Raw genomic sequence first — 26349 nt, 5'->3', positions numbered from 1 at the left:
ATATTCAGGAATTTTATGTTAACATTCCTTGAATCCCTATTTTGTGTATACCTCTTCCTTCAATGATGCTACATATGGGAGATTCCTGTACTTCTCGGCATAGTCGATTCCATATCCGATGATGAATTCATCCGGAACATCAAAGCCCCTGTACTTTACAGGTATATCTACCTTTCTTCTCTCCTTCTTGTCAAGAAGGCAAACTATTTCAATGGATGAAGCCTTTCTTGCCTTGAGGTACTCTACAAGGTATCCCAAAGTAAGTCCGGTATCAATAATGTCCTCTACTATGAGGATGCTCTTCCCTTCGACATCCATGTCCAGGTCCTTGATTATCTTAACTACTCCGGAACTCTTCGTATCAGCTCCGTAGCTGGATACTGCCATGAAATCGAGCATTACAGGTATCGTTATCTCCTTCATGAGATCAGTCATGAATACAACCGAACCCTTGAGTATCCCGACCAGCACCAGGTCTCTGCCTGCATAGTCATTGCTTATCATGGCACCAAGCTCCTTGCACTTTGCATCGAGCTCCTCTTTCCCTATAAGGATCTCCTTAACATCATTTACTATCATCAGTTTCCTCCTTGAATATGCCTACTGAAAGGACTTTCTCTGTCTTGTCCGTTACCTTGAAGTCCTCTCCTGTAACCGTGTCTTCTATATAGAATATCTCATCATCCTTTAAGAAAACTAAAAGGTTGTTCCTGAGATCCCTTTTGATTTTCCTGTCAATGAATATATCCTTCACCTTCTTGTAGCCTGCCATCCCAAGGGGCTTAACCCTGTCTCCGTGCACCCGATTCCTGATCTTTATTCTTCTTCCGGTTGATTCCAGGTCGAAATATCTGCAGCAGGGGTCCTTCTTTGGTGGTATGGAATCAAGTATCTCAAATTTCACTCTGAGGCTGCCTATATAATATGTGCCGGGAACATTGTATGATTTCTCCTTGAGAGGGCTCAGTATGCTCGGGTCAATTGAAGTGCCCCTGCGCCTGATGTACATATCGCCGTAGTTGTTATAGGCTGTTATGTCGTCCTTGATGTCGATTATCTTTCCCGTCTCTCCGCCCTGCAGCCTTACTATCTTGTCTACATGGACCTTCTCAATGTTTATAGTGTCACCCTTGACCATCCTGACTGCCGAAAGCACCACTCTGTTGAGTATGGCCTTTTCAAGCCTGAATGCTTCTTTCCTTATCATGGTCTCATAGCTCTTCTCAAGGATGTATCTCTCGACTGCTTCCTTCGCACGTCCCTCGATATATTGGTTATCCTCCTCCAGAAGCTCTGCCATCCTGTATACAGTCGCCGAAAAGTCCTCATTGAAGTTCTCGCGTATATATGGGATTATGACATTCCGGAGCTTGTTCCTGGAGTAATTGTTCTCATCGTTAGTGGCATCCTTTCTGCCTTCCTGACCAATTGCAGTGAGATATTCTTCTATCTCAATCCTCGGTGTTGAAAGAAGCGGCCTTATGAAGACTTCCCTTCTGGCGCTGATTCCCGTGAGACCTGACAATCCTGTTCCTCTGATAAGGTTCAGAAGCACTGTCTCACCCTGGTCGTTCAGGTTGTGCGCAGTGGCACATTTGTTGTAGCCTTCGCTTTCCATGACCTCAGATAGGAACGAATATCTGATTTCCCTGCCAGCAACCTCTGTTGATACCCCTTTTTCAGCAGCATAGCCCCCTGCATCCTTCCTGAGGCAATAGAATGGTATGCCCAAAGTATCACAGGTTATCCTGCAGAATTCCTCGTCAGCGTCTGCTGCTTCACCTCTCAGAAGATGGTTGACATGGGCCGCACCAAGTTTTAGGCCATATTCATCTTTTAGCTCTATCAGGATATTAAGCATGCAGAGCGAATCGCTTCCACCTGAAAAGGCAGCAAGTACTCTGTCATTCTTTTCCAAAAGATCCTTTTCATTGCAGTAGGCTTCAACCTTTTCCTTTAACGCCACCATATGAGGTCACCTCCAGTCAGTTCTTTCTTATTACATAAAAGACGTAGCCGTATTCATCCGAATGTTTCCGGTATATCCCTATTTCTTCCATTTCAGCTTCAAGGACAGCCAGATTTTCCGGCTTTCCCTGATATTTTTCCTTAAGCTCATTTATCCTTTTCTCCATGGGACCATAATAGCTGTCCCACCAGTCGGATTCTGGAAGTATGAACGTTTCAATAAGCTCATAGCCTTCTTCATCTATAAGTTTCCTGTTCTCATCCATGTGCTTCATCTGAGGATATCCCGTATTCCAGAATTCCCTTGCTTCATCCGAAGGTGCTTCCTTGAGCCAGGCAAGCTCTGCGAGGCCAAGGTAGCCCTCTTCCTTAAGCAATCGCCTCCAGGACCTCAGAGCGTTCTGAAAGCCCATTATGTAGGCTGAGCCTTCAGCCCAGACAAGGTCAAAGTGCTCATTCGGAAAATGCATATCGAACATGGATATCTTGAGAGGCTCTATACGATCAAGTACCCTTGCCTCATCAGAGCGCTTCACAAGCTCATCCAGAAAGGGTTCATGGGTATCAACCGCCATAACCTTTGCATCCCTGAAAGTCTTAGCTATCGTGATGGTCTGGTCTCCCGGACCGCATCCAATATCAAGGATCACAGGTTCTTCACCAGTAAGGATTACCTTGTCCAGTGCCCGGAGAGTAGACTCCTCACTTCCCGGAGCCTCCCTCTTAAGCCCTGAATGCACTTCCCAAAACATCTCTTCCATTATATATCTAACTCCTGTTTTCAATGATATTCAAGAAACAGCGCCCTACCTCAATCTTACATTCTTTTGATAATCAATGCAATGAAAGCAAAAATGGTACCATGCGCAGCCTAAGGCCGCACTGGCACCACCTTAACTTTTCCCCAGAAGCCGATTGAAGATCCGATTACTGCAACAGCTCCCAGAACCCCCTCTATTCTTGACGCGAACTCAAGAGCTCCCTGTATGTCTTCCTTAGCACTTATCATGTTTGCTGTCGCCGTAGCTGCAGCATCTGCAATAAGGGCATCCCTTGAGACTATGACAACCGCATCAGCTTTTCCGAAGCTTAATGAGTGTCCAACAGTTCCAGAAGATGTGCAAATGCCTAACGGAGTGTCTTCAGCCTTCACCTCAAGCGCAATTCGGTTCGACAGAGATGAATTTCCTGCATATATCAGAACCTTGATATCCCTTGAGCTTCTCACATACAGGTCGCCGCCATTTTCAATTATGAGGTCCTCACATTCAGGATGCATATTTCCAAGGTATTCAGCAACAGCTCCTGCAACGGCTGCCATGGGTCCGACACCAGCCTTTACCGCCGCCCTCTTCATATGGGAAACCATAGGGTGTTCATCCTCAAGAGAAGGTATTGGCGCAAGACTTGTAAGGAAGTCAGGCTCCCTCATGATTTGCTTCTTCAGCACATCCCTAAGCCCTGACAGCTCCTGTTCAATCCCCTTAATCTCTCCGCTGTACTGTATATCCAGGTCCGACTCCTCATCGATTACTGTCATCCTTTTAAGGTCCGATCCGACGATACCCCTGTATGACCGTTCCTCGTACACAGTCAGGCTCCCAGCTCTTCATATAGGCCGTGCGTTATTGCCCTTGTAGGGCAAACAGGTATGCACTGATTGCAGCCTATGCATTTTCCCGCGTCGTAATTAAGCTTCCAATCCGGTCCTGATATGGACAGCGCATTAATCGCACATACCGAGGTACAAAGTCCGCAGTCATTGCAAAGTGTTTCGCTCACAACAATCCCTGAAGGCGCCATGTCGCACTCTATCCCAAGTGACCTTACATAGTCCATGGCATCTGATATGTTTCCCGCCTCTCCCTCTATGTCATACAGGATGATCCCTACAAGGTTGTAATCAATCTCAGCCTTGAGTATGTTGAACTTCAGGTCGAATTTCTTGACTAACTGGTAGGTTACCGGTGTATTTGTGACATGGGGTGGAAACTTCATGAAAAGCTTCGTCTTCATCTCCTGACCTCCTCTGGATCCTTCATGGCCTTCACTGCGGCATCCTTCTTAAAGAATTTTACAGGCTCCTCAAGAAGGAACTCGCCATTCTGGATAAGCTTCTTTAAGTTCTCAGCGATCTCCCTTGCCTTACGTATGCTTGAGGTCGGTGATGTCTTGACTTCCTTTCCATCAATCTCCACCTTGCCGCTCTGAAGCTCCTCATAGGTCACTGTCTTTACGACAGGCTTCGACCGGCTCTGTATTGAATAGTCCACTATATTGGTAGTTATGTCCTTGTTCCTCACTGCACAGCCCTTTAGGATATCCATGTCTATCACTGGTATGGGGATTCCAATTCCAACATTCAGCGATGTTCCATACCCCTTGAATACCGCAGGGTTGATATATTTCGTGTCCATTTCCCTTAGCTCCCCTACAACAGCAAGCGTTGCTCCAGGAGTCATCGGAGTCCCGTTCTCATTCTTTGGTGCTGATGTCTTGCACTGCGTTCCGTTCCATGCAACATACCCAATTGCCCCGCCAACCAGCAGCCTTGTTCCGACACCTATGGTCCGCAGTCCCGGATCCTTAAGAAGCGGACTTAGCTCTCCGCTGGTCGAATATGTCACGTTGCCAGTCTTGGGAAGGAGTGTCCCCATATATGTATGCAAAGACTTTCCCGATGTGTTTGTCGCTGCTGAATAGTTCTGATAAGCGTTCCTCGGATTATAAAGATATGCTTCGTTAAGGTCAGACAGGGTAAGCCTCGTCCTCACGCTTTTTGCAGGATAGCAGTCCGTCCCCTTGCCGTGAGCTTCAAGCACTACTTCCTTGCCATCTATGAGGTCGCATATGACATGCGCTCCGCCATATTCATAGCCTTTGTCTTCAGACTCCGCTGTCGCACCGATATAAGTGTCCACAGCTGCAAGCCCGCCGTATGCCTCCACACCGTTCAGCATTATCTTCTCCATCCTTATAGGCGGATCCGAATGTCCGAAATTGAGGAATGCCCCTGATGAGCACATTGGGCCGAAGGTACCTGTTGTAACAACGTCAACCTTCTCGTATGCATTCTCTAGCCCCACCTCATCCACAAGGGCTATGAGCTCCTCAGCGGTACATACAACGACTGTACCTGATTTTATCTTTTCATTGATTTCATTGAAAGACCTTTCCTTCATATGTTCCTCCTGCCAGATTACAGAAATTACTCATAATCTGAAATCCAATTGATAATATTATAGGCTCGCGTATTCCAAGCTGTCAACGGATTGCGCTTTTTAATGATTTTTCACCGCTAAATTCACCAACAAATTGATAATTTATCATTTGAATGTAAAATTATGGCAGGTTTTATCCACACGAAAATTGAGGACCGCCATTCATGGCAGTCCTCAAGAGTCTGTTAATCAAATTTACTTGTGCTTTGAGTAGATGATTTCCTTCAGGCCGCCCCACTTTTCCTGGAACATTCCAAGATCCATTACCTTTAGGTCAGCTGCTATTTCCGGCTTGAATTCCATCTGTCCAAGTATGTCCTTCTCAAGGTCGATACCTGGTGCAATCTCGACGAGTGTCAGCTTTCCATCGATAAGCTCAAGTACAGCTCTTTCAGTCACATAAAGCACCGGCTGCTTGTTCTTTGTTGCTATTGCACCTGCGAAGGATACCTGGTCAATCTTGTTCCTGAACTTCTTGGCCTTTCCTTCCTGGAGGATGACAAGCTTTCCGTCCTTTATCTCTTCCTTCAGTCCGCCAGCTGTGAATGTTCCGCAGAAGACGACCTTCTTTGCATTCTGGGTTATGTTAACGAATCCGCCGACTCCGACAGGTTTTCCGCCAAGCTTGCTTACATTGACGTTGCCTGAATGGTCAGATTCGCCAAGGCCAAGGAACGTTACATCGATTCCGCCGCCATCGTAGAAATCGAACTGCTGTGGGTGCTCAATTATGGCATCTGCATTGTATGCGCTACCAAAATCAAGTCCCTGTCCAGGGATTCCGCCGATTACACCGGCCTCAGTACCAAAGCTCAGCTCCGGGCTCATTCCTTCCTCATTTGCAACTGTCGGTACTCCGTCAGGAATTCCAACTCCAACATTTACTACAGCATGGGGAACCAGCTCCATTGAGGCTCTTCTTGCTACGATCTTCCTCTCTGTAAGAGGCATAATTGGCATGGAGTGCATCGGTATCTTAAGGTCTCCCGAAAAGGCTGGGTTGTAGATGGTTCCCGATGTCTGCCTGTGGTTCTCAGGAGTAGCGATGACAACATAGTCAACCATGAGTCCAGGCACCTTGATTTCCTTTGGCTTGAAGGTTCCAGCCTTCGCAATGGCCCTGACCTCTGCAATTACTATTCCACCGCAGGATTTTGCAGCCGTTGCCGCAGCTATTGGATCAGTTAAGATAGCCTCATCCGTAAGCACTACATTGCCGTTTTCATCAGCGTAAGTACCTCTTATGACTGCAACATCAACCTTTGGAAGCTTGTACATCATGTACTCTTCACCATAGATTTCGATTATGTCTATCAGGTCCTCTTTTGCTGCCTCATTGGACTTTCCGCCCTCAAGCCTCGGGTCTATAAAGGTTCCGAGACCAACCTTGGTTATGTAGGCAGGCTTCTTTGATGCCACAAACTTAGGCATCTGGGCAAGCACTCCCTGCGGGAAGTTATAAGCTTCTACCTTGTTTTCAGCGATTAGCTTCTGCATTGCTGGTCCGGCTGCTCCAAAATGACCTGTTACGATCCTCTTCAGAAAGCCTTCATGAGCAAAATGGGCTACACCCTTTTCTCCGAAGTTTCCGCTGGCCGCTGCATTGTAGTATGTTATCCCAACTGGCTTTCCTGTTTCAACAAATCTCTTTTCAAGTGTTATTGCGAACTCTTCCGGGAATGCGTTCATTCCGAACGACGCGGTGAATATCGTATCACCGTCCTTTACCAAATTGGCTGCGTTTTCCTGGCTTATAAGTTTCATTTCTATACCCCCTGTAATAATGCTGTCTGTTCGCTGCATATACATCGGGTAACCGTTATGTTGTCTCATATACGGTTCCCGCCTTTTTCAGGACGCTCCCATCCCTACTACTTTCTACACTTTATGAGTATTACATTGCTGCTCTCAGTGACGACTTCACCTCTCTGATTGATGAGGTATGTGTCTGCAAGAACTGTGCCCTTGCCACCCTTGCTGCTAAGCTTTACTCCAATGATTTTTATAAGAGTGCTTACAGTATCTCCGATAAAAAGTGGTGATTTGTACTTGTTGGTATCTTCTGCCTTGGCGATCGTCGTTCCCTCAAAGATTCCAAGCTGGTTCATCTGCCCATTCATTATCGCTACTCCAAGCAGTCCGTGAGCTATTCTTCTCTTGAACGGTCCCTCAGCTGCAGTAACATCGTCGATATGGATCGGATTGAAGTCACCGGTAAGGCATGCGAAATTTATGACATCTCCATCAGTAACTGTCCTTCTGGTGGTTGCAAACTCCTGCCCTACTGCAAAATCTTCAAAAAATAATCCTTTTGGTTTATATTCAACCATTACTTCATCTCCAATAGGTATTATTAGTTCTTCTCTCCAAGCAATTCCACAAGCGCCGGAACTATTTCCTTGTAATCACCTACTATAGAGTAGTTTGCTATCTTGAATATCGGAGCCTCTGGGTCCTTGTTTATCGCTATGATTACATCAGAGTCCTTCATTCCTGCAAGATGCTGTATCGCTCCTGATATTCCGCAGGCTATGTATATGACAGGTTTGACGGTCTTTCCTGTCTGTCCTACCTGGTGGCTCTTCTCGATCCATCCGCTGTCAACCGCTGCCCTTGATGCACCTATTTCTCCTCCGAGTCTCTCTGCAAGAGGCTTGAGTATCTCAAATCCCTCAGGACCGCCCATGGCACGTCCGCCTGATACTATCACGTGAGCCTCTTCAATGAGGACACCCTTCTTCTTTGCCTTGACAATTTCCCTTACCTTTACCCTGACATCCGCTGCGGAAATCTTAGGAGTTATCCTTATGACTTCCCCTGTTCTTCCTTCAACCGGGTCAAGAGGATCCATGACTCCTGGTCTTACTGTCGACATCTGCGGCCTGAACTCAGTATTGATGATCGTGGCCATCAGGTTGCCTCCGAAGGCAGGTCTAGTCTGCAGCAGTGTCCTTGTTTCCGCTTCTATGTCTAGCTGGGTGCAGTCTGCAGTCAGTCCAGTTGACACTCTTGAAGCTATTCTTGGTGCAAGGTCCCTTCCAATGTTTGTCGCTCCGATGAGGAGTATTTCAGGCTTCAGTTCATCGATCATTTCGCTGATGACCTTTGTATTTCCATCTGTGGTGTAGTGTTCAAGGAGGTCATCCTCAACTACGTATACCTTGTCAGCTCCGTATTCGAATAGCTTTGAAGACAGGCCGGCGATATTTTTCCCGACCAGCAGGGCACATACCTCCACTCCAAGCTTTTCAGCAAGTCTCTTTCCTTCGCCTACAAGTTCAAGGGCTATCTTCTGCAGTTCGCCTTCTCTTTGCTCTGCATAGACCCATACATTCTTAAATTCATCTTTATTTCCGATAAGTTTCATCTGTTTCTCCTTTCGTGAAGACTAAATAATATGGTTCAGCTTAAGCTGCCTTATCAGTTCTTTTGCAGCATCCTTTGGATTTCCCTCAATCCTTGTTCCTTTGACGATAAGTTCCGGGGTGAAGGTCTTCTTTACATTCGTTGGTGATGCCTTAAGTCCTGCCATATCCGGTTCAATCTTCAGTTCGGCATTTGTGATCTGCTTGATTCCAGCTTCATGGAAGCCTTTATGGATAGCCCTCATGTTCATGAGTCTCGGCTCGTTAAGTTCTTTTATTGCAGTAAGCATTATCGGTGTGGTAGCCTCAAGGACTTCATAGCCGTTCTCAAGGTTTCTCTCAACCACAAGCTTGTTGCCTTCGATTTCAACCTTCTGTACGTATGTGATCTGAGGTATTCCAAGCTTCTCTGCTATCTGGGGTCCAACCTGAGCTGTATCTCCGTCAATAGCCTGCCTTCCTGCGAATATGATGTCGAATTCTCCAAGGTACTTTATGGCTTCAGCTATGACATTCGATGTGGCCCATGTGTCTGAACCTCCGAAAACCCTGTCGGTTATGAGGTATGCATCGTCAGCTCCCATTCCCATGCATTCATAGAGTACAAGCTCTGCGGAAGGTGGCCCCATCGATACTACTGTAATCTTCGTATCGGGATATTTGTCCTTAATCCTGAGCGCTTCCTCGATTGCATTGGCATCATCAGGATTGAGTATGCTGGGAACGCCCTCTCTTATGAGTGTTCCCTTTACTGGATCTATCTTGACTTCTGTGGTGTCTGGTACCTGCTTAGCGCAGACGAGTATCTTCATTGTGTTCCCTCCTACTTTCTCTTAAGGACGTGTCCTGCGATTACTATCTTCTGGATTTCTGTGGTTCCTTCGTAGATTTCCAAGATCTTCGCATCCCTGTAAAGTCTTTCAACAACATAATCCTTCGTGTAGCCATATCCGCCATGTATCTGTACAGCCTTGTCTGCTACAAAGTTCGCTACTTCTGATGCAAAATACTTGGCCATTGCAGCTTCGTGAGAATGTGGCTCACCAGCTGCCTTCTTTGCAGCCGCATCATATGTAAGAAGCCTTGCTGCTGCAAGCTTCGTCTCCATCTCAGCGAGCATGAAGGAGATTCCCTGGTTCTTTGAGATTGGTTTCCCGAACTGAGCCCTGTCCTTTGAGTACTTGACAGCCTCGTCCAGCGCTCTCTGAGCAAGTCCTACTGAGCTTGCGGCAACAGTTATCCTTCCGCCATCCAGTGCCTGCATTGATATCTGGAAGCCCTGTCCAAGCTTTCCAAGGAGGTTTTCCTTAGGTATCCTTACATTCTGGAATACAAGCTCTCCTGTATGCGATCCCCTGATACCCATCTTGTTTTCAAAGTTTGGTATCGTGAATCCTGGTAATGGATACTCAACAAGGAATGCTGATATGCCGTGTGTTCCCTTTGACTTGTCAGTTGATGCCATAACTATGTAAAGGTCAGCTATTCCTGCGCTTGAGATGAAAATCTTGTTTCCGTTGATTACCCACTCATCTCCGTCAAGTACTGCAGTAGTCTGTACACCAGCTGCATCAGATCCTGCACCAGGCTCAGTCAGGGCGAAGCCCATTATCATGCCCTCATTGCAGACCTTTGTCAGATACTTCTCCTTCTGCTGTTCGTTACCGAACTTAGCTAGAGGTCCTGCAGAAAGTGAGCAGTTACCGCTGATTATCATGCTTGTTGCCACATCGTACTTGGATACTTCCTCAACGATCATTGCGTATGTCAGGTAGTCTGTATCGAATCCGCCGTACTTCTTTGGGAATATGCATCCAAGGAAGCCAGTGTCCTTAAGCTTCTGTACAAGTTCATCAGGATATTCACCTGTCTCATCAATTTCTGCCGCAAGCGGTTCTACCTCTCGCAAGCTAAAATCCTTGGCAAGCTTCACTATTATCTCTTGCTCTTTAGTCAATTTCATACCTATTTCTCCTTATCTTCTATAATTTGGTTTTCTCTTTTCAAAAAATGCGCTTATCCCTTCAATCTGATCCCGGGATTCGAAGTTAGGTGCAGAATAATCACTTTCCAATGTTATTCCTGCTTCAAGTTCCATATCGACGCCTTTCTCCACCAGCATCTTGATTTTAGATATCGCATTCGGAGAATTCCTTACCATCGTCTCAGCGAGTTCCATCGACTTGCCCATAAGTTCTTCCAGAGGATATACATGGTTCACCAGTCCCATTTCCAATGCTTCCTGAGCCTTCACCCTTTTTCCTGTGAAGAGCATCTCTTTGGAATTTGACTTGCCAACTGTCCTTGGAAGCCTTTGGGTACCTGAGAATCCCGGAATTATGCCAAGAGTAGCCTCAGGGAACGAGAATGAAGCTTTTTCACTAGCAAGCCGGATATCAGTGCAGAGAGCCAGTTCCAGTCCGCCGCCGAAGCAGAATCCATTCACAGCTGCTATCGTCGGCAGCTCAAGAAGCTCGATTCTCCTGAAAAGGCTTGTACCCCTGTCTATGAATGCCCTTGCTTCCTTATCCCTCAGGTCCTTCATTTCATCAAGGTCGGCACCTGATATGAATGCCTTGCCGTTTCCCGTGAATATGATGACCCTTATATCAAGGTCCTTCTCAAAACGGTCAATCGCTTCCTCAAGTTCCTGAAGCACACCGGTATTAAGTGCATTCAGCGCTTCCGGCCTGTCAAAGGTTATTATTCCAATTGATTCTCTTTTTTCAATAAGCATTGCTTTTACCTCCAAATACCTGCCATGGAAGGAACCTATCCTTCCATCCACCAGGAAGCCTTTTATTTGAGCTCGTCCTTCAGACCCATGACAGCCTCACTGAATAACCTTGCATCCATGGTCTTGAGGTTCTCTGATATCATTGGCTTGTATGCCATCTGTCCGATGATGTCCTTCTCGATATCGATTCCTGGCGCAACCTCAATGAGGGTCAGGCCTTCAGATCCATATTTGAATACGCACCTTTCGGTTACTATAAGAACTTCCTGGCCGAATCTTGCGACCATTTCAGCGCTGAAGGTTATCTGCTCGATGTCATGGAGGAACTTCTTCTGCTTGCCTTCATTTACGATCACAAGCTTTCCGTCGACTATTTCTTCAACAAGTCCCCCCGCTGTCAGCGTGCCACAGAATACTATCTTCTTAGTGCACTGGCTTATGTCTATGAATCCGCCGCAGCCTGCGATCTTTGGTCCAAACTTGCTTACGTTGATGTTTCCCTTCGGATCTATCTCAGCAAAGCCAAGGAAGGTCACATCAAGGCCTCCGCCGTTGTAGAAGTCGAACTGGGATGTCATCGGAAGTGAAGCCCATGAGTTGACCGCAGATCCGAAGCTGTTTCCGCCCTGTGGAATTCCTCCTATGAGTCCTGACTCTATGGTGAGCACAAGGTCATTACCAAAGCCCTCTTCGGATGCGACACTGGCGACGCCTTCAGGAATCCCTATCCCAAGATTTACTACTGCATTGGCATTAAGCTCCATTGCCGCTCTTCTTGCTATTATCTTCCTGTTGTCAAGGGCCATTCCCTTGAAGCCAGCAACATCCTTCTTGTAGTAGCCTGCAAGCACCGGATCATACACCGTACCGGGAGTCATCCTGTGATGTTTCTCTACATCTGAGCAGACTACGACCTTATCAACGAATACTCCAGGTATATGGACCTTATTCCTCTGCATCGATTCAGACTTCACATAATTTTTGACCTGAGCTATGACCTTGCCTCCGCAGGCCTTTACAGCCATTGCCACATCAAGTGCATCTATATACGAAGATTCTTCTTCGAATGAAATGTTTCCATGCTCATCAGCAGTAGTGCCTCTTACTAATCCAATATTGAACTTCGGAGCCTTATAGAGCAGATGTTCCTCACCAAGCACATCAATCAGCTCGACTATGTTCTCGGTCGTTACAGAATTCATTTTAGCGCCAAGCTGTCTCGGGTCCATGTATGTGTTAAGGCCAACCTTTGTGATCTCTCCAACCTTGCCAGCGGCAGCTGCCCTATATAGGTGACAGATGACTCCCTGGGGAAGGTTGTAGCACTCGATCTTATTGTTGTTGACAAGGCTTATCATGGCCTGATTGTTTGCAAAATGTCCAGTGACATACCTCTTGAGCAATCCTTCGTGAGTAAGCCTGAGTGTTCCAGCAGTCTTGTAGTCTGAGATTCCGGCAGCCTGATATAGAGTAAGACTCTTAGGCGAACCAGTTGTAAGGAACTTCTCCTCTATGGTCGCATAAATCTCGTCAGCTGCTGTTGCAAGCATGAAACCTGATATTGCAACCACATCACCGTCTTTTATAAGTTCGATTGCATCCTTTGCGCTTGTTAACTTGTTCATTCTGTACCTCCCTAATAGTGCATTTTCAATTTTGAGCAACTTTCAGTCTCATCTTTTAATAGATAATATTTTGTCAAAGCCAGGCGTAAACCTCCTGATTTTGTTAATTAACACACCATTTATGTCTAAGCATTTTTGCTTGCTTTCAAACCAATATTCGTTAATCTGTTCTAGTGTCCTGCATGTTGAGAGGCAAGCTTTCATACAAAATGCCTGCCTTTCTCAAAACCTTCCAGCTCTTCTGTCTGGCCATCAACATGCAAACTGCCAATTATGCTGCTATTTCTTACTGCTGTCAAACCAGCCTTTTCCGCCTGTCTTCTTGCCAAGGCGACCAGCGTTGATCATCCTCTTCAATGAAACAGGTGGTGCCCATTTGTCCTGGCCGAATTCATTATGAAGGTATACCAGTGAATCATATGAAATGTCGAGTCCAGTGAAGTCCATAAGTGTGAATGGTCCCATAGGGTGATTGAGTCCCAGTGTCATCGCCTTGTCTATATCCTCAAGTGATGCAATGCCTTCCTCGTAGACAAGCTGAGCTTCCTTGAACTGAATAAGCATAAGCCTGTTGACTACGAAACCTGGAACGTCCCTCTTTACTTCGATTGATTCCTTGCCTATTGCCCTTACATAAGCCTGAAGTGACTTGATGGTCTCATCGCTTGTGTAGTAGCCTCTTATAAGCTCAACGAGCCTCATTACCTGTGCTGGATTGAAGAAATGTACTCCTGCGAATGCCTCAGGCCTCTTTACTGCTGTAGCCAGCTTTGTAATGGACATTGTGGAAGTATTCGATGCAAGTATCGCCTCAGGCTTAACTATAGAATCCAGCTGGCTGAAAACCTTCTGCTTAAGTTCAAGGTTTTCTACAACAGCTTCGATTACAAGGTCAGCATCCTTAAGATCATTGATGTCAGTCGTGAAGGTCATTCTTCCCAGTGTCTCTGCCTTGAGCTCCTCAGTTGCCTTTCCCTTCTGTATTGACTTGTCAAACAGGGCTGCTATGCTGTCTCTTGATCTCCCGATTGCAGCTTCAGCGATGTCATAGACTACAACTTCATAGCCACTCTGAGCTGATACATGGGCTATTCCGGTACCCATGGCACCTGAACCAACAACGCCAACTTTTTTGATTTCCATTTTTTACCTCCTGCTATTCTGGTACTTTCAGATGATCCGGTAACCAGGCATTAGCCTGATTACCGGCGATCCATTATTTGCTTTAGTGTCGTGTTTGTTAAACTATTCCAAACGATGCGAGTATTATTGCAACGATAAGCCCAGAGAAAGGAACGATACATGTGGATATGAATATTCCTGGATAGCCTTCCTTGAAGGTAAGTCCTGTTACTGCAAGGAATGTTACGTTAGGACCTGCATGTGGAAGCGAGTCAAGAACTCCAGCTGATATTGCAGCTATTCTATGAAGAACTTGTGGGTTGACTCCATTGGCAAGGAATCCCTTGGACATTGATTCCATGAATATTGTAATACCTGCAGATGATGATCCGGTTACAGCTGCGACTACGTTTACTGCGAACGCTACTGATATAAGAGCTGGAAGTGAAGTCGTTGTAGCGAAGGTTACGAAGGCCTGGAATGCAGGAACCATTCTTATAGCTCCGCCGAGTCCTACAACTGAAGCTGTGTTCAGTATGGCCCTGATGCTTCCGTTTCCGCTGGTTGTAAGAGCTTCTTTTCTCTCTTTGATCCTGTTCCAGAAAAGTCCGTAGCCAATAAGTGCTCCTGCAAACAGTGCTATTATGACAGTGAATGTCGATGGCAGTCCTATCTTGAGGAATCTTTCACCGAGTATTATTCCAACTATGAATATCAGTGGAATTATTGACAATCCGAAGCTTGGAAGTGCCTTGATCTCTTCAGCAGTAAGTTCCCTTACGATATCGTTCGGACCTGGCACGAAGTGTTCGCCGTTTGCCTTCATCTTCTTCTCATATAAAGTAAGGAGGAAGTAACCCACTATGAACATTGTTATTGCAGCTGCGATACCAAGTATAGGCGCTGCAGTTGAGGTGGTTCCAAGATAAGTGGTCGGGATGATGTTTGTAAGTGCTGGTGATCCAGGGACTGACGTCATTGTGAATGATCCAGCACCAAGCATTACGGCACCTGGTATGAGTCTCTTTGGAACATCAGCTTCCTTGAACAGGAAGAGTGCTATCGGGTATATGGAGAAGACTATTACGAATACCGATACTCCGCCGTATGAAAGCAGGGCTGAAGTAAGAATTACTATAAGAAGCGCTCTCTTGCTTCCAAATACTTCAGCAAGCTTTACTCCAATTGTCCTTGCAGCACCGCTCTGCTGGAGAACCTCTCCGACAAGTGCACCGAGGAAGAACATGATGATATAGTTTCCTACGAAATTCTTAAGAGATGTTGAGTAACCTTCTGTAAGAACCTTCCAGATGTCCGCGTTGTTTGATATGATAGCAACCATTGCAGCGACAAGCGAAACAGGCAGTACATGATAACCCTTGAAAACGAAGAATATGAGTATTGCTATGGCTGCCAGTAATCCTATTACTCCAAGCATTTATAAATCACTCCTATATTTTTATTATGTTTTTTAGTTGACGTATGCTCCGCCGTTGATGTTGAGTGTTACTCCGTTTACGAATCCAGCCTCTTCTGTAGCAAGGTATACTACAGCTGCAGCGATCTCCTCAGGCTCTCCCATTCTTCCAACAGGTATTGCTGCAAGAAGCGTCTTAGTGATGTCAGCAGGTATGGTCTTTGTCATTTCAGTGTTCATGAATCCAGGTGCTATTGCATTTGCTGTGACATTCTTCCTTCCAAGCTCGATTGCCCAGGTCCTTGTCATACCGATTATTCCTGCCTTCGATGCTGAATAGTTGGTCTGTCCGAAGTTTCCAGCTACTCCTGCAAGTGAGCTAAGGCTGATGATCCTTCCCCACTTCTGTTCTACCATGTAGCTGCTCATAATCTGTGTGCATAGGAAAACAGATTTAAGGTTTACGTTGATTACTGCATCCCATGCTGCGTCAGTGAGCTTCTTAAGTGATGAGTCCTTTGTGATTCCTGCGTTGTTGACAAGTATGTCGATCTTCCCGTACTTGGCAATTATTGCCGCTGCAAGTGCCTCAACAGATTCCCTGCTTGTCACGTCGCATTTTACCGCCAGTGCATCTCCTCCGTTTGCGATTATTTCGTTTGCTGTACTGATGCATCCCTCCTCATTAACGTCTGTTACTACAACCTTGGCCCCTTCTTTGGCAAGCCTCTCGACTATCGCTTTTCCTAGTCCTCTTGCTGATCCGGTTACTACGGCTACTTTTCCTTCTAATCTCATCTATTTTCCTCCTCTATTTTCGATCTATTACGCCTTCGGGTTCTTCAAAAGTACTGCTATTCCCATTCCGCCACCTATGCAGGCGCTGGTTATCGCATACTTCTTGTTCTTCTCGATGAGCTCGTACATTGCTGTTATTACAAGCCTTGTGCCTGTAGCACCAAGGGGATGTCCAAGTGCGATCGCTCCGCCGTTAGGGTTGATTCTTTCGTAAAGCGGGCTGTCAAGGTACATGTCGAGTTCCTTCATGCAGCCGAGCATCTGTCCTGCAAATGCCTCGTTGATCTCATATACATCGATGTCTTCCTTGGTTAGTCCCGTCTTTTCGAGCAGCTTCCTGATTGCATAGACAGGTCCAAGTCCCATGACGTTCGGATCAAGTGCTACTACAGCGAAGTCCACGACCTCTGCCATCGCCTCAAGTCCCAGTTCATCAGCTTTATCCTGGCTCATCATCACTACTGCAGCACCTGCATCATTAAGTCCTGAAGCATTGCCGGCTGTTACAGTTCCATCCTTCTCGAATGCTGGCCTGAGCTTTGCGAGGCCTTCCATGTTTGTAGCTGGCTTTGGATGCTCGTCCTTGCTTACGAATGTCGAGTCACCCTTTCTGCCCTTAATTTCTACAGGTACTATCTCTCTATCGAATCTGCCTGTTTCCATAGCTGCCTTTGCCTTCATCTGGCTATCGAATGCAAACTTGTCTGCATCCTCTCTTGGGATGGAATAACGTCTTACAACATTCTCAGCGGTGTTTCCCATGTGCATGCTTGGGTACTGTGGCGCTGGTTGTGCATTGTAATGGTATGTTGTATTTGCATCTTTAAGGACTTGATTTCCCATCTTCAGGCCTTCATACCTTGCCTCAAGAGGAAGATAGAAAGGAGCCCTTGAAAGACTTTCTGCACCACCTGCAACAACAACATCTGCATTTCCAGTCTGGATCAGCATCAAGCCATTGGCTACAGACTGCATTCCTGATCCGCATATCCTGTTTACCGAACTTCCTGGCGCTGATATAAGTCCAGCAAGAAGAGCTGCATCTCTTCCAATATTAGGTGATTCACCTGATGACTCAACATGACCGATTACTACTTCATCCACCAGTTCGGGATTAAGGTCATTTGAACGCTTAAGCGCTTCTGTTATAGCCTTTGCAGCAAGCTGCTGTACAGGAACCGTCTTGAGTCCTCCCATAAACGCTCCAACCGCAGTTCTTGCTCCACTTGTAATTACTACCTTCTTTTCCATTCCTACCTCCTGAGTTGTTTGCTACCTCACATTTGATCAATCGAAGATTTACTTTCTTCGTTTCTCTCGCCATATATAGAGCAATCCTCGTGCCAAAACTTCAATTTCGAATTTAATTGACATATTTGATAAATTTACTTATTTTTGTTATTGATTTATCAAAATCAATCCCCAATTTTCTCATTTTCAAGAAACGTTTACTGAAACCGATATCTTTTTCTCTGTTAGAAAAGTCTACAATTGTAGACTTTTTTCTCAAATCACACAAAAATCGCATTTTTGCAACCGATTAAATTTCCGATTAAACTTCAATATTGGACATATCCTCGATTATTATGTTTAAATGTACTTAATTGTTCTGCAATTTTTCAAATATCTCAGCTCAGATCGATCTTAAATCTGGTTATTCAGATTTCTCCCTGATTCACCAGGCGATACTTCAGATATAAATAGCGAAATGAAGCAGGCTGAATTCAGCAATTTTTTCACAATTTCATGACAAATTCTTCATCTTATAGTAATATTATTTCTTGAAAACCATTTCTTTGGGCGAATATTTTTTCAAGGGGGACCATGCATGGCAGAATCACAACGATTATTTAAAAAGACCACCATTTCATTCGACCAGATGATTGATGTGCTAAACAATTCTTCAGATGGCATTATGGTTACCGATCACTTGGGAAATGTCACCTATGTATCTCCGGTAGCATATCAGAATATGGGTCTTCCTGAGAGTGAAATGATTGGAAGAAATGTGGATGACCTCGTAAAGGAGGGCCGCTACGACCATTCTGTTGTTATGGAAGCAATTATCAAAGGTGAACGAACCACAGGCATTGTAACTGTCAAAGAAGGCAACAGGGTTGTTTCAACCTGCACCCCAATATTTGACGAAAATCATAAGATGGTAATGACAGTCACAAATGTACGAGTTGAGAGCCTTATGGACAAGTACCTTGATGAACTCAATTCAGTAAAAGCAAAATCCAGAAGGTATAAATCCGCCATTGAATATATCGGAAGTCTGGACAAGAACAGGAATGCTATAATTGCAGAGAGTCCTTCAATGATTGAGATCCTCTCGTATCTGGAGAAAGTTGCCTGGACCAACAGTACTGTGTATCTTCAGGGAGAATCGGGAACCGGAAAGGAAGTCCTTTCAAGGTTCATACACAATGAAAGTCAGCGATGCAATGAACCCTTCATTCCTGTAAATTGCGCAGCTATACCGACAGAACTTCTTGAATCTGAATTCTTCGGTTATGAAAAGGGAGCCTTCTCAGGAGCTCTGACAAAGGGAAAGCCTGGCTTCTTTGAAATGGCTGACACCGGTACTTTGTTCCTTGATGAAATTGGCGACATGCCGCTTAACCTTCAGACAAAGCTTCTGAGGACCATAGAATCCGGTGAAGTCCAGAGGCTGGGTGGAACTAACCTTATAAAGACTGATGTCCGTCTGATCGTTGCAACTAACAAGGACCTTGCACTGAAGGTCAAGGATGGCTCATTCAGGGAGGACCTTTACTACAGGATTAATGTCATACCCGTTAAGATTCCTCCATTGCGCGAAAGGATAGAGGACATAGTCCCAATAGCCGAACATTTCATATCACAGTTCAACAAGAAATATGATACCGGGCTTTCTCTTACCTCTGAGATGAAGAAGACTCTTGAAGCCCACAGTTGGCCTGGAAACATCAGGGAGCTAAGGAACCTCATAGAAAGGATGGTCATAGTCCCAGGCAGCATCAATGATATCGCTGAGCTTACAATTGCCGTACCAACCAGTGAACCTGTGTTGGACAGCACCGCGATTCAAGAAAAAGTTGCGCAGCATTCCGGCGACCTCAAATCACTCGTGAAAGCCGTTGAAAAGGAATACATTACCAAACTCCTTAATGAGAAGGAGTGGAGAATAAACGAGATTGCTGACATACTAGGAATCCACAGAAGCATGCTTTACAGGAAGATGCAGGAGCTGGGAATCCAGAAAAAGGTCGGTGTGAAATAGGATTACTTCATTAAAGCACAAGCCTTCCAGGTTTGTGTTTTTCTTCAATACGGTTCATCTTTCTTATGATTGAATTGGAGATTCGTATTGCAAAAATGCACTAATATTCTACTATTTGAGAATTTGTTCCTTCAAATTTCTCCGGATACTCTATAAATGGTGTATACGCTTTCCGAATTAGAAATTAGCAGGCATGATATTTAGCACTTATTTGAATTTCGTATTAGTTAGCAGCCTTTTTTTATCATTTTCTTAGCACGACTCATCTGTGATTTTGGCACTGTTCTTGCTTTATAAATATTGATGTTGTTTTCAAGACTGTTATTAAAGGAGGATTTACCCATGGCTTACACTAAAGCATTTATTCCCTACGGAGGATATTATTCCACTCCGTTTGTCAGATGGAACGGTTCACTTAAGGGCGAAAACCCGATTGTTCTGGGAGCAGATACCGCGAAGAGGTGGTTTGCAGATAAGCAGATAGATCCTACCGTATTGGACTATCTTTACTTTGGATCTACAGTCGTCAATCCCCTGTCTTTTTACGGACATGCATATGCTGCAGCTGTGATCCTTGACAGGAAGAAGGAAATACCTGCGATTTCACTTAATCAGGTCTGCGCTACATCAACAACTACCTTGGGTCTTGCTGCAAACGATGTCGAGCTAGGCAACTTTGATACTGTTTTCTGCCTCTCCACCGACAGATGCTCGAGCACTCCGATTATTGTAGCACCGAATCCAAAGACAGGCAGCCTTGACGTGGAGAACGTGGTCTTGGACAATTTTAAAAAGGATCCGTCACCGGGAGCAGGACTGCAAATGTACCAGACAGCAGAGCTCATTGCGAAGGAAGTCGGCATTACCAGAGAAGAGTGTGATGAAATTGCGCTGCTCAGATATCAGCAGTATCTTGATGCACTGGCAAACGACAGGGAATTCCAGAAGCGTTACATGTTCCCGGTTGAGCTCAAAGAAGGAAAGAAGAACTTCAAGTACATCTCAGAAGATGAGGGCGTAAAGCCTGCTATAGCTGAAGAACTGGCCAGACTTAAACCATTGGAGGAAGGCGGAGTCCTTACCTTCGGAAGCCAGACACATCCGGCCGACGGCAATTGCGGAATCATTGTCACCAACAAAGATAAGGCTAAAGAGCTCAGCACCGACAAGAACATAAATGTCCAGGTGCTGTCGTATGGTATCGTGAGGATTGGAGCCGGAAGAATGGCTGCAGCACCTGCACCAGCACTTGAGAAGGCTCTTATGAACGCAGGGATTTCAGTCAGGGACCTTAGCCAGGTGAAGACACATAATCCATTCGCAGTTAATGATGCGAACCTCGGAAGGATGCTTGGCATCGACCAGAAGATAATAAACAACTGCGGATCCTCCATGGTGTATGGCCATCCCCAGGGACCTACTGCAGGCAGGTCGATAATCGAGCTTATAGAGCTTCTTGCAGCCCAAGGAGGAGGTTATGGTGCCTTCACCGGATGTGCTGCAGGTGATATCGGAGCGGCAGTAGTTATCAAAGTAGACTGATTGTTACACGGTAAGCCGTTTGTAACGCATTCGATTGACACCCGACATGTCTTGTCATGCCCTCTGCCAATTTTGCAAAGAACAAACGATGCCCTTAAAGGAGTAACTCTCAATGCCTAATATTCGAAGATTCATTGTATATATTTTGGGACTCGTAGTCCTGTCATTTGGAATAGCCTTTTCGATTCGATCTGGCCTTGGAGTATCGCCTGTAAGCTCAATACCTTATACGCTAAGCAGGATAACCGGTAAGACCGTAGGATTCACAACCACAGCTTTCTACTCTTTCTGCATATTCCTTCAGCTTCTTATACTGAAGAAGGATTTCAAGCTGAGGCACCTGCTCCAGTTCGTATTCTCTTATGTTTTCGGCTTGTTCACTGACATGAGCATGTTCCTAACAAGGAACCTGGCTACGGACATATATCCCGTGAGACTTGCCATGCTGGCGGTAAGCCTCGTTCTGATTGCTTTCGGCGTGTATACTGTCGTGCTTACCGATGTTGTAATGAATGCGCCTGATGGACTTGTAAAGACCATTTCAGACCACTGGCATGTTGAGTTTTCCAAAGTGAAATCCATATTCGATGTCATCTGTGTTTCAACATCCATAATCCTTTCACTCGTATTCATGGGCAACATAACCGGATTGAGGGAAGGAACTATTATCGCATCACTTTCTATAGGTAGGCTGATTGGAGTAGTCTCAAGAAGGTACAAGGAGAAGATAGCTTCACTATATTCCTAACTCTTACAACTAATTAGCCTTAACCAGTTACTCCTCCATACAGGTTTTACAAGGAAGAATCCCCGCGATTACAAAATATCGCGGGGATTCTTCTTTATTGGTTCTTATAATCGATTAAAGGATCTCATCTATCGGCGGATCGTTGACATCTGCGAATAACTCCGCTTTGACATCAGGCGCCTCATCCGGTTCAGAAGGCCCCTTCATCGTGTTTATGGCCTGGCAGTTCTGGCACTGGTAGCCTTCCTCGACCGGCAAAAAGTAAGACAGTCTCTCGCAGGTGGTGCAGTAGCCTTCTTTTGCTTCAAGCATTACGATCCCTCCTCAAGTATTTCTTACCTTAATTATACAACTCTTTATGCCAAAGAGATTGCCATTGCTTTTCTATTCTGTGAACAATTAACAATTCTATATATACAGGTCACGCTTGTTGAAGCCTCTGAAAGTCACTACATTGAGTATCAGTATCGCTGCTACAGAGATTATGATAAATTCAATCCTCAGTCCTGTACCATCTATGAATTCCGGTACCGAGAAGAACCTGAAGGGTGTCAGGTACCTAAGAAATTCACCCTGCTCTACCATCTCGCTAAGGACTGACGTAAGATAGAATACAAGCGTAATTGACATTACAAGACTTGTTGAGACTTTTGGCTTCTTTACTACTGATGCTACTGATGTTCCGATGAGGAAAAAAATGCACTGGATAAGGAACATTGAAATCGCCATTTCATAAAGAAGACTGTCAATATTTTCACCCTTGGAGTAAAAATCAACTGAGAACTTAGCCATTGCAAACATCATTGCGTTGAATATTATCAGGCCGGTAAGACCTGCAAATATCTTCGAAGCCATTATCTGAGTCCTTGATCTTGGCTTGACCATAAGGAATTCCGAGGTCTTTACATTCTCCTCCTTTGAAACTATGTTTGCGCCAAGCATTGCAGCGTGAATCGCTGCCATAAGGATGAGATATGAAATCAGGACACCGAAATATCCTGCAAGAGTACCTATGTCCAGCCCATTCATCCCAAATAGAAGTTTCAGGAACTTTGGCATGGCATCCATAATCGCATTGATGTCCTGTCCTGTGACTTCAAGGGCACCATATTTGCTCATTCCTCCGAAGGTCATTGCGAGTATTCCTATACCCCAGAAGATCAGGGATCTTATCTGGGCCTTCATTTCTTTGAAATATATGTTCATTTTCCTTGCCCCCCTTACACTGCGTGGATGTCTTTCCTCTTGAATACAAGGAAGGAAAGACCTATAAATACTGCTGCCGCTGCGATTGAAGTCAGGAAAAACACCATCTCATAGCTCTTTTCACGCAGAATGTAGATTGATTCGAAATACCTAAACGGCAGAAGTATCTTTACCTTGTCCTCCTCGATTATCCTCGATATGGTAGAAGCGATGAAGAACGTCATGACTATGCTTACCGATATGGTAATGACCGACCTTATCCTCTTTGCGAAGACTGCCCATAGTGCACCCATGGCAAAGAACAGAAGTTCTGTTATAAGAACTGAAAGACCGAGAAGCAGACATACGCCCTTGTCGAATTCAACATTCAGAAGAACTCCGGCTATGAAGAAAACCTCTGTAATCAGTACCGCATTGGCTATTACTATGAGAGTTATCCCTGCTAGAAGTTTCGCTGCTACTACAGTTTCTCTCTTAACAGGCTTTGTCATAAGAAAATCTGCTGTCTTATCTGTGTTCTCCCTTGAGAAAAGCGCAAGACCCAAGTTCATTCCCATGATGCTCATGAACAGCAGTATGAAAGTCATGATATACCCATAATATCCGTTGAAGGACAGAAGATTCTTGAGGTCCAAAGCAAATCCCGAAATGACCTCCTTCGGCAGTCCCTCAAAGATTTTCATGAATGCCTCAGAGTCAGCCGTGAATTGACTAAATAGACTAAGAAACATAAGTTGAACAGCAACCATTGATACTGTCCATATCATTGCAGATTTCCTGTACTGCTTTATCTCATGCAGGTATATGTTCATGACTCATCACCCTTTTCATAGTAGTGCATGAACACCTCTTCAAGGCTCGGTTCTTCGATGAGGATGTTCTTAAGCTTCAGTCCTGAAAGTTCCTTCATCACCAGGTTGATGTCTCCCTTGTACAGGAAGCTTGCTGACTTTTCATCCTTTATGACATCATCCACACCTGGGAGATTAAGCAGTCCATTGTAAAGCTTGTCTTCGGTCTCGATATTGAACCTCTTGTAGGTCTCTCCCCTTAGGTTCTCAATGTTGTCAAGCCTTATTATCCTGCCATCCTTAATGATCGCGACCCTGTGGCACAGCTTCTGTACTTCTCCGAGTATATGCGATGAAAACAGGACCGTAGCCCCCTTCTTGTTCTCTTCCTCAAGCAGGTCAAAGAATTTCTTCTGCATCAGAGGATCCAGACCACTTGTAGGCTCATCCAGAAGTATAAGCTTCGGTTCATGAAGCAGACCCTGTACGATTCCTACCTTTTTTTTGTTTCCGAATGAGAGGTCTTCAATCTTCCTGTCAAGGTCAAGGTCCATTACCTCAGAAAGCTCCTTGATCCTCTTTGAGCAATCCTTCTTGTAGAATGATGCAGAATAGTTAAGAAGCTCCTTAACCTTCATGTTGTCATAGTAAAAAACTTCAGATGGGAGATACCCTACATTCTTTGCAATTTCAGGAGCATCCTTCACGATATCCATCCCGAATATGGTTGCCTTTCCTGATGTCGGCCTGATCAGGCTCAGAAGAGTCCTTATAGTTGTCGATTTTCCAGCTCCATTTGGTCCGATGAACCCAAAAATCTCTCCTTCCTTAACATCAAAGGTAAGGTCCTCAATTCCCCTTGTCTTCCCATAATATTTGGTAAGCTTTTCCAGTACTATTACACTCATTGCCTATTACCTCCGTCATCCTTGTATAGCATTTTTTTTAGAAGCTTAAGGTATTCCTCGCTCTCTCTGAAGATTTTCTGATAGTCTATATCAGCACCCTCAGCCTTCGCCTTTGTGAAAGCAGTCCTGCCATAGCCATCGAATGTCCAGGTTATTATCTGCATGGCCATTGGTATGTCAATCCCATCCTTGAACTTAGACATATCTATACCCCTCAGCATTTTCTCCTGTCCTTCCTTCAGAAGCAAGGCAGTCCTTTCGTCCATATATGACCTGGCTTCATCCGCATCATCAAGATAAGCCGTCTCTATGAACCTGAATAGCTCTGGATGCTTGAGCACCATCTGTCCCTTGGCCCTGGTTATTTCCATGATCCTCTCGATAAAGTCAGAACTGTCTGATGTAAGCTTTCCGTACAGGTCATTCATCAGAGTCCTGATTGCATAGTCGTAGAGATATCTGTACAGGTTCAGCTTATCCTTGAAATAATGAAAGAGAATTCCTTTTGATATTCCAGCCTCCTTTACTATCTCATTTGTGGAGGCTTTCCTGTAGCCGTTCCTGGCGAACTCAGCTAGCGCTGCGTTCAATATCCTCTCCTTTTTGCTTTCATCAAGCTTTTCAAAATTCGTATACATTGCTCCTCCTTCCAGACTGATTTCCTATTACAGCTTCAGACTACACCCATTGACCAATCAAGTCAATAATATCAGCAACTATTTTACACAGTTTTTTATACTACATATAAATAGCTATTAAAGGCGGAGACCTTATGCGGCTCCGCCTTATAAAAAATCTGATATTGAGTTATTCTGCCAGCTTTCCCATTATCTCAAGACCATTGAGGATCGAGTCCTTATGAGGCGATGATTCGAAGGCTTCTGTAAGGTCTTGCCCTGCAGAATAACCCTCATGCTCTCCCTCAGTCCATCCGTCTGCATCTGTCACATCGTAAACTACCTCATCTATTGCGATATATGCCGCTGCTCCGTTCTTGCCGTCAAACTGAGACAACTCTTCAAGTGTGAATGTCTTGTCCGGTATTGTCTGTTCTGTTGTATTTTCTACCTCTGGTCTTGCTCCACGTTCACCCTTAGGACCCTTCTCACTGGGATTTTCTTTTCCTCCGGTTGCCGAGCTCACAGCATCTTCGCTTTCATCAGACTTTTTCGTGGCTGAGCTTGTTGCATCTTCCACTTTTTCCTCAGCTGGTGCCTGCTCCTCTGCCGCTACTGCCGAATCCCCTGTAACCCCTACAGCTTCACCCGTCGTACATCCTGCAAGTGCGAATGTTCCGAGCATTAATGCAAGGCTTGCAGCCATTATTTTTTTGTTTCGTGTCATCTTAATCAGTCTCCTTTTATATCCGGACCTAAAAGTCCGTAAGAAAGTTATACCATTATCAGCAAAATCATTCTCCGAAACTATTACATGAAATTGCCGCAAAAAAGCCAGAATACTGAGAAACATGATAGGGATGCTATATATCCCCACTCGGATTCCCCGAACAATAAAACGTTATCACAAATAAATAGTCGCATGTGGTTAATTGAAAAAGCAACTTCCACTTTGCCAAATAGAATTCCACTAATTTAGGAATCTGGGATTTCTTTGATGTACATGGTTTTTTAGACAG

General features: G+C 45.0%; 26 protein-coding genes. 3 read left to right on the top strand and 23 right to left on the bottom strand.

The features are described 5' to 3' along the window. Positions 1-36 precede the first annotated feature (36 nt). The 17 genes from hpt to J2Z34_RS14850 all read right to left on the bottom strand — a co-directional run bounded on the left by hpt (position 37) and on the right by J2Z34_RS14850 (position 17504). Positions 37-579, bottom strand: a complete 543-nt coding sequence (gene hpt, locus J2Z34_RS14930; RefSeq protein ID WP_209460672.1) for a hypoxanthine phosphoribosyltransferase — start codon at positions 577-579, stop codon at positions 37-39. Further along, positions 566-1969: a tRNA lysidine(34) synthetase TilS gene (tilS, locus tag J2Z34_RS14925; RefSeq protein WP_209460671.1), complete on the bottom strand. Its 1404-nt coding sequence runs from the start codon at positions 1967-1969 to the stop codon at positions 566-568. The genes hpt and tilS overlap by 14 nt, the downstream gene beginning before the upstream one ends. Positions 1970-1985: 16 nt before the next feature. Further along, complete coding sequence (locus J2Z34_RS14920; protein WP_209460670.1) at positions 1986-2729, bottom strand: class I SAM-dependent methyltransferase; 744 nt, start codon at positions 2727-2729, stop codon at positions 1986-1988. 110 nt (positions 2730-2839) lie between these two features. Continuing rightward, positions 2840-3559, bottom strand: a complete 720-nt coding sequence (locus J2Z34_RS14915) for a UPF0280 family protein (RefSeq protein ID WP_342453205.1) — start codon at positions 3557-3559, stop codon at positions 2840-2842. A 2-nt stretch (positions 3560-3561) separates the two neighbouring features. Next, positions 3562-3984 (bottom strand): NIL domain-containing protein, encoded by a 423-nt coding sequence (locus J2Z34_RS14910; protein WP_209460669.1) that lies wholly within the window; start codon positions 3982-3984, stop codon positions 3562-3564. Further along, a complete protein-coding gene (locus J2Z34_RS14905; protein ID WP_209460668.1) occupies positions 3981-5150 on the bottom strand; it encodes a homocysteine biosynthesis protein in 1170 nt (389 codons plus the stop codon). The genes J2Z34_RS14910 and J2Z34_RS14905 overlap by 4 nt, the downstream gene beginning before the upstream one ends. Before the next feature lie 234 nt (positions 5151-5384). Further along, positions 5385-6953, bottom strand: coding sequence for an acyl CoA:acetate/3-ketoacid CoA transferase (locus J2Z34_RS14900; protein ID WP_209460667.1), 1569 nt, complete (start codon positions 6951-6953; stop codon positions 5385-5387). A gap of 107 nt (positions 6954-7060) precedes the next feature. Further along, positions 7061-7519, bottom strand: coding sequence for a MaoC family dehydratase (locus J2Z34_RS14895; RefSeq protein ID WP_209460666.1), 459 nt, complete (start codon positions 7517-7519; stop codon positions 7061-7063). Between the two features lie 23 nt (positions 7520-7542). Beyond that, positions 7543-8556, bottom strand: coding sequence for an electron transfer flavoprotein subunit alpha/FixB family protein (locus tag J2Z34_RS14890; protein ID WP_209460665.1), 1014 nt, complete (start codon positions 8554-8556; stop codon positions 7543-7545). Between the two features lie 21 nt (positions 8557-8577). Continuing rightward, on the bottom strand, positions 8578-9366 hold the full coding sequence (locus J2Z34_RS14885; RefSeq protein WP_209460664.1) for an electron transfer flavoprotein subunit beta/FixA family protein: 789 nt from the start codon (positions 9364-9366) through the stop codon (positions 8578-8580). Between the two features lie 11 nt (positions 9367-9377). Continuing rightward, positions 9378-10523 carry an acyl-CoA dehydrogenase family protein gene (locus tag J2Z34_RS14880; protein ID WP_209460690.1) on the bottom strand — a complete coding sequence of 382 codons (1146 nt, stop codon included), beginning with the start codon at positions 10521-10523 and terminating at the stop codon, positions 9378-9380. A gap of 6 nt (positions 10524-10529) precedes the next feature. Further along, positions 10530-11291 (bottom strand): enoyl-CoA hydratase/isomerase family protein, encoded by a 762-nt coding sequence (locus J2Z34_RS14875; RefSeq protein ID WP_209460663.1) that lies wholly within the window; start codon positions 11289-11291, stop codon positions 10530-10532. Between the two features lie 62 nt (positions 11292-11353). Further along, complete coding sequence (locus J2Z34_RS14870) at positions 11354-12916, bottom strand: acyl CoA:acetate/3-ketoacid CoA transferase (protein WP_209460662.1); 1563 nt, start codon at positions 12914-12916, stop codon at positions 11354-11356. 279 nt (positions 12917-13195) lie between these two features. Further along, the gene (locus J2Z34_RS14865) at positions 13196-14059 is read right to left on the bottom strand and encodes a 3-hydroxyacyl-CoA dehydrogenase family protein (RefSeq protein WP_209460661.1); all 864 of its coding nucleotides are present in this window, start codon (positions 14057-14059) and stop codon (positions 13196-13198) included. Between the two features lie 97 nt (positions 14060-14156). Then, positions 14157-15476 (bottom strand): GntP family permease, encoded by a 1320-nt coding sequence (locus tag J2Z34_RS14860; RefSeq protein WP_209460660.1) that lies wholly within the window; start codon positions 15474-15476, stop codon positions 14157-14159. 33 nt (positions 15477-15509) lie between these two features. Continuing rightward, positions 15510-16253 (bottom strand): 3-oxoacyl-ACP reductase FabG, encoded by a 744-nt coding sequence (fabG, locus tag J2Z34_RS14855; RefSeq protein ID WP_209460659.1) that lies wholly within the window; start codon positions 16251-16253, stop codon positions 15510-15512. A 27-nt stretch (positions 16254-16280) separates the two neighbouring features. After that, the gene (locus tag J2Z34_RS14850) at positions 16281-17504 is read right to left on the bottom strand and encodes a thiolase family protein (RefSeq protein WP_209460658.1); all 1224 of its coding nucleotides are present in this window, start codon (positions 17502-17504) and stop codon (positions 16281-16283) included. 577 nt (positions 17505-18081) lie between these two features. Between J2Z34_RS14850 and J2Z34_RS14845 the strand changes: the two genes are divergently transcribed. The 3 genes from J2Z34_RS14845 to J2Z34_RS14835 all read left to right on the top strand — a co-directional run bounded on the left by J2Z34_RS14845 (position 18082) and on the right by J2Z34_RS14835 (position 21808). Continuing rightward, the gene (locus J2Z34_RS14845; RefSeq protein WP_209460657.1) at positions 18082-19518 is read left to right on the top strand and encodes a sigma-54 interaction domain-containing protein; all 1437 of its coding nucleotides are present in this window, start codon (positions 18082-18084) and stop codon (positions 19516-19518) included. A 342-nt stretch (positions 19519-19860) separates the two neighbouring features. Further along, positions 19861-21060: a thiolase family protein gene (locus tag J2Z34_RS14840; protein ID WP_209460656.1), complete on the top strand. Its 1200-nt coding sequence runs from the start codon at positions 19861-19863 to the stop codon at positions 21058-21060. Between the two features lie 112 nt (positions 21061-21172). Next, the gene (locus J2Z34_RS14835; RefSeq protein ID WP_209460655.1) at positions 21173-21808 is read left to right on the top strand and encodes a YczE/YyaS/YitT family protein; all 636 of its coding nucleotides are present in this window, start codon (positions 21173-21175) and stop codon (positions 21806-21808) included. 114 nt (positions 21809-21922) lie between these two features. Here the strand turns inward: J2Z34_RS14835 and J2Z34_RS14830 are convergent, their stop codons facing one another. The 6 genes from J2Z34_RS14830 to J2Z34_RS17670 all read right to left on the bottom strand — a co-directional run bounded on the left by J2Z34_RS14830 (position 21923) and on the right by J2Z34_RS17670 (position 26057). Beyond that, positions 21923-22120, bottom strand: coding sequence for a hypothetical protein (locus J2Z34_RS14830; protein ID WP_209460654.1), 198 nt, complete (start codon positions 22118-22120; stop codon positions 21923-21925). Between the two features lie 96 nt (positions 22121-22216). Beyond that, on the bottom strand, positions 22217-23014 hold the full coding sequence (locus J2Z34_RS14825; protein WP_209460653.1) for an ABC transporter permease subunit: 798 nt from the start codon (positions 23012-23014) through the stop codon (positions 22217-22219). Positions 23015-23028: 14 nt separating this feature from the next. Beyond that, entirely contained in the window at positions 23029-23826 is a 798-nt protein-coding gene (locus tag J2Z34_RS14820; RefSeq protein ID WP_209460652.1) for an ABC transporter permease subunit, read from the bottom strand. Further along, the gene (locus J2Z34_RS14815; protein ID WP_209460651.1) at positions 23823-24713 is read right to left on the bottom strand and encodes an ABC transporter ATP-binding protein; all 891 of its coding nucleotides are present in this window, start codon (positions 24711-24713) and stop codon (positions 23823-23825) included. The genes J2Z34_RS14820 and J2Z34_RS14815 overlap by 4 nt, the downstream gene beginning before the upstream one ends. Continuing rightward, positions 24710-25351 (bottom strand): TetR/AcrR family transcriptional regulator, encoded by a 642-nt coding sequence (locus J2Z34_RS14810; RefSeq protein ID WP_209460650.1) that lies wholly within the window; start codon positions 25349-25351, stop codon positions 24710-24712. The genes J2Z34_RS14815 and J2Z34_RS14810 overlap by 4 nt, the downstream gene beginning before the upstream one ends. A 169-nt stretch (positions 25352-25520) precedes the next feature. Next, positions 25521-26057, bottom strand: a complete 537-nt coding sequence (locus J2Z34_RS17670; protein ID WP_245250821.1) for a cytochrome b5 domain-containing protein — start codon at positions 26055-26057, stop codon at positions 25521-25523. Between the last annotated feature and the right edge of the window lie 292 nt (positions 26058-26349).

The sequence above is a fragment of the Youngiibacter multivorans genome, from assembly GCF_017873395.1.
GTDB classification, from domain to species: domain Bacteria; phylum Bacillota; class Clostridia; order Clostridiales; family Clostridiaceae; genus Youngiibacter; species Youngiibacter multivorans.
Note: the sequence above shows the minus strand (reverse complement) of the source record. Positions and strands in the feature narration are given on the sequence as shown.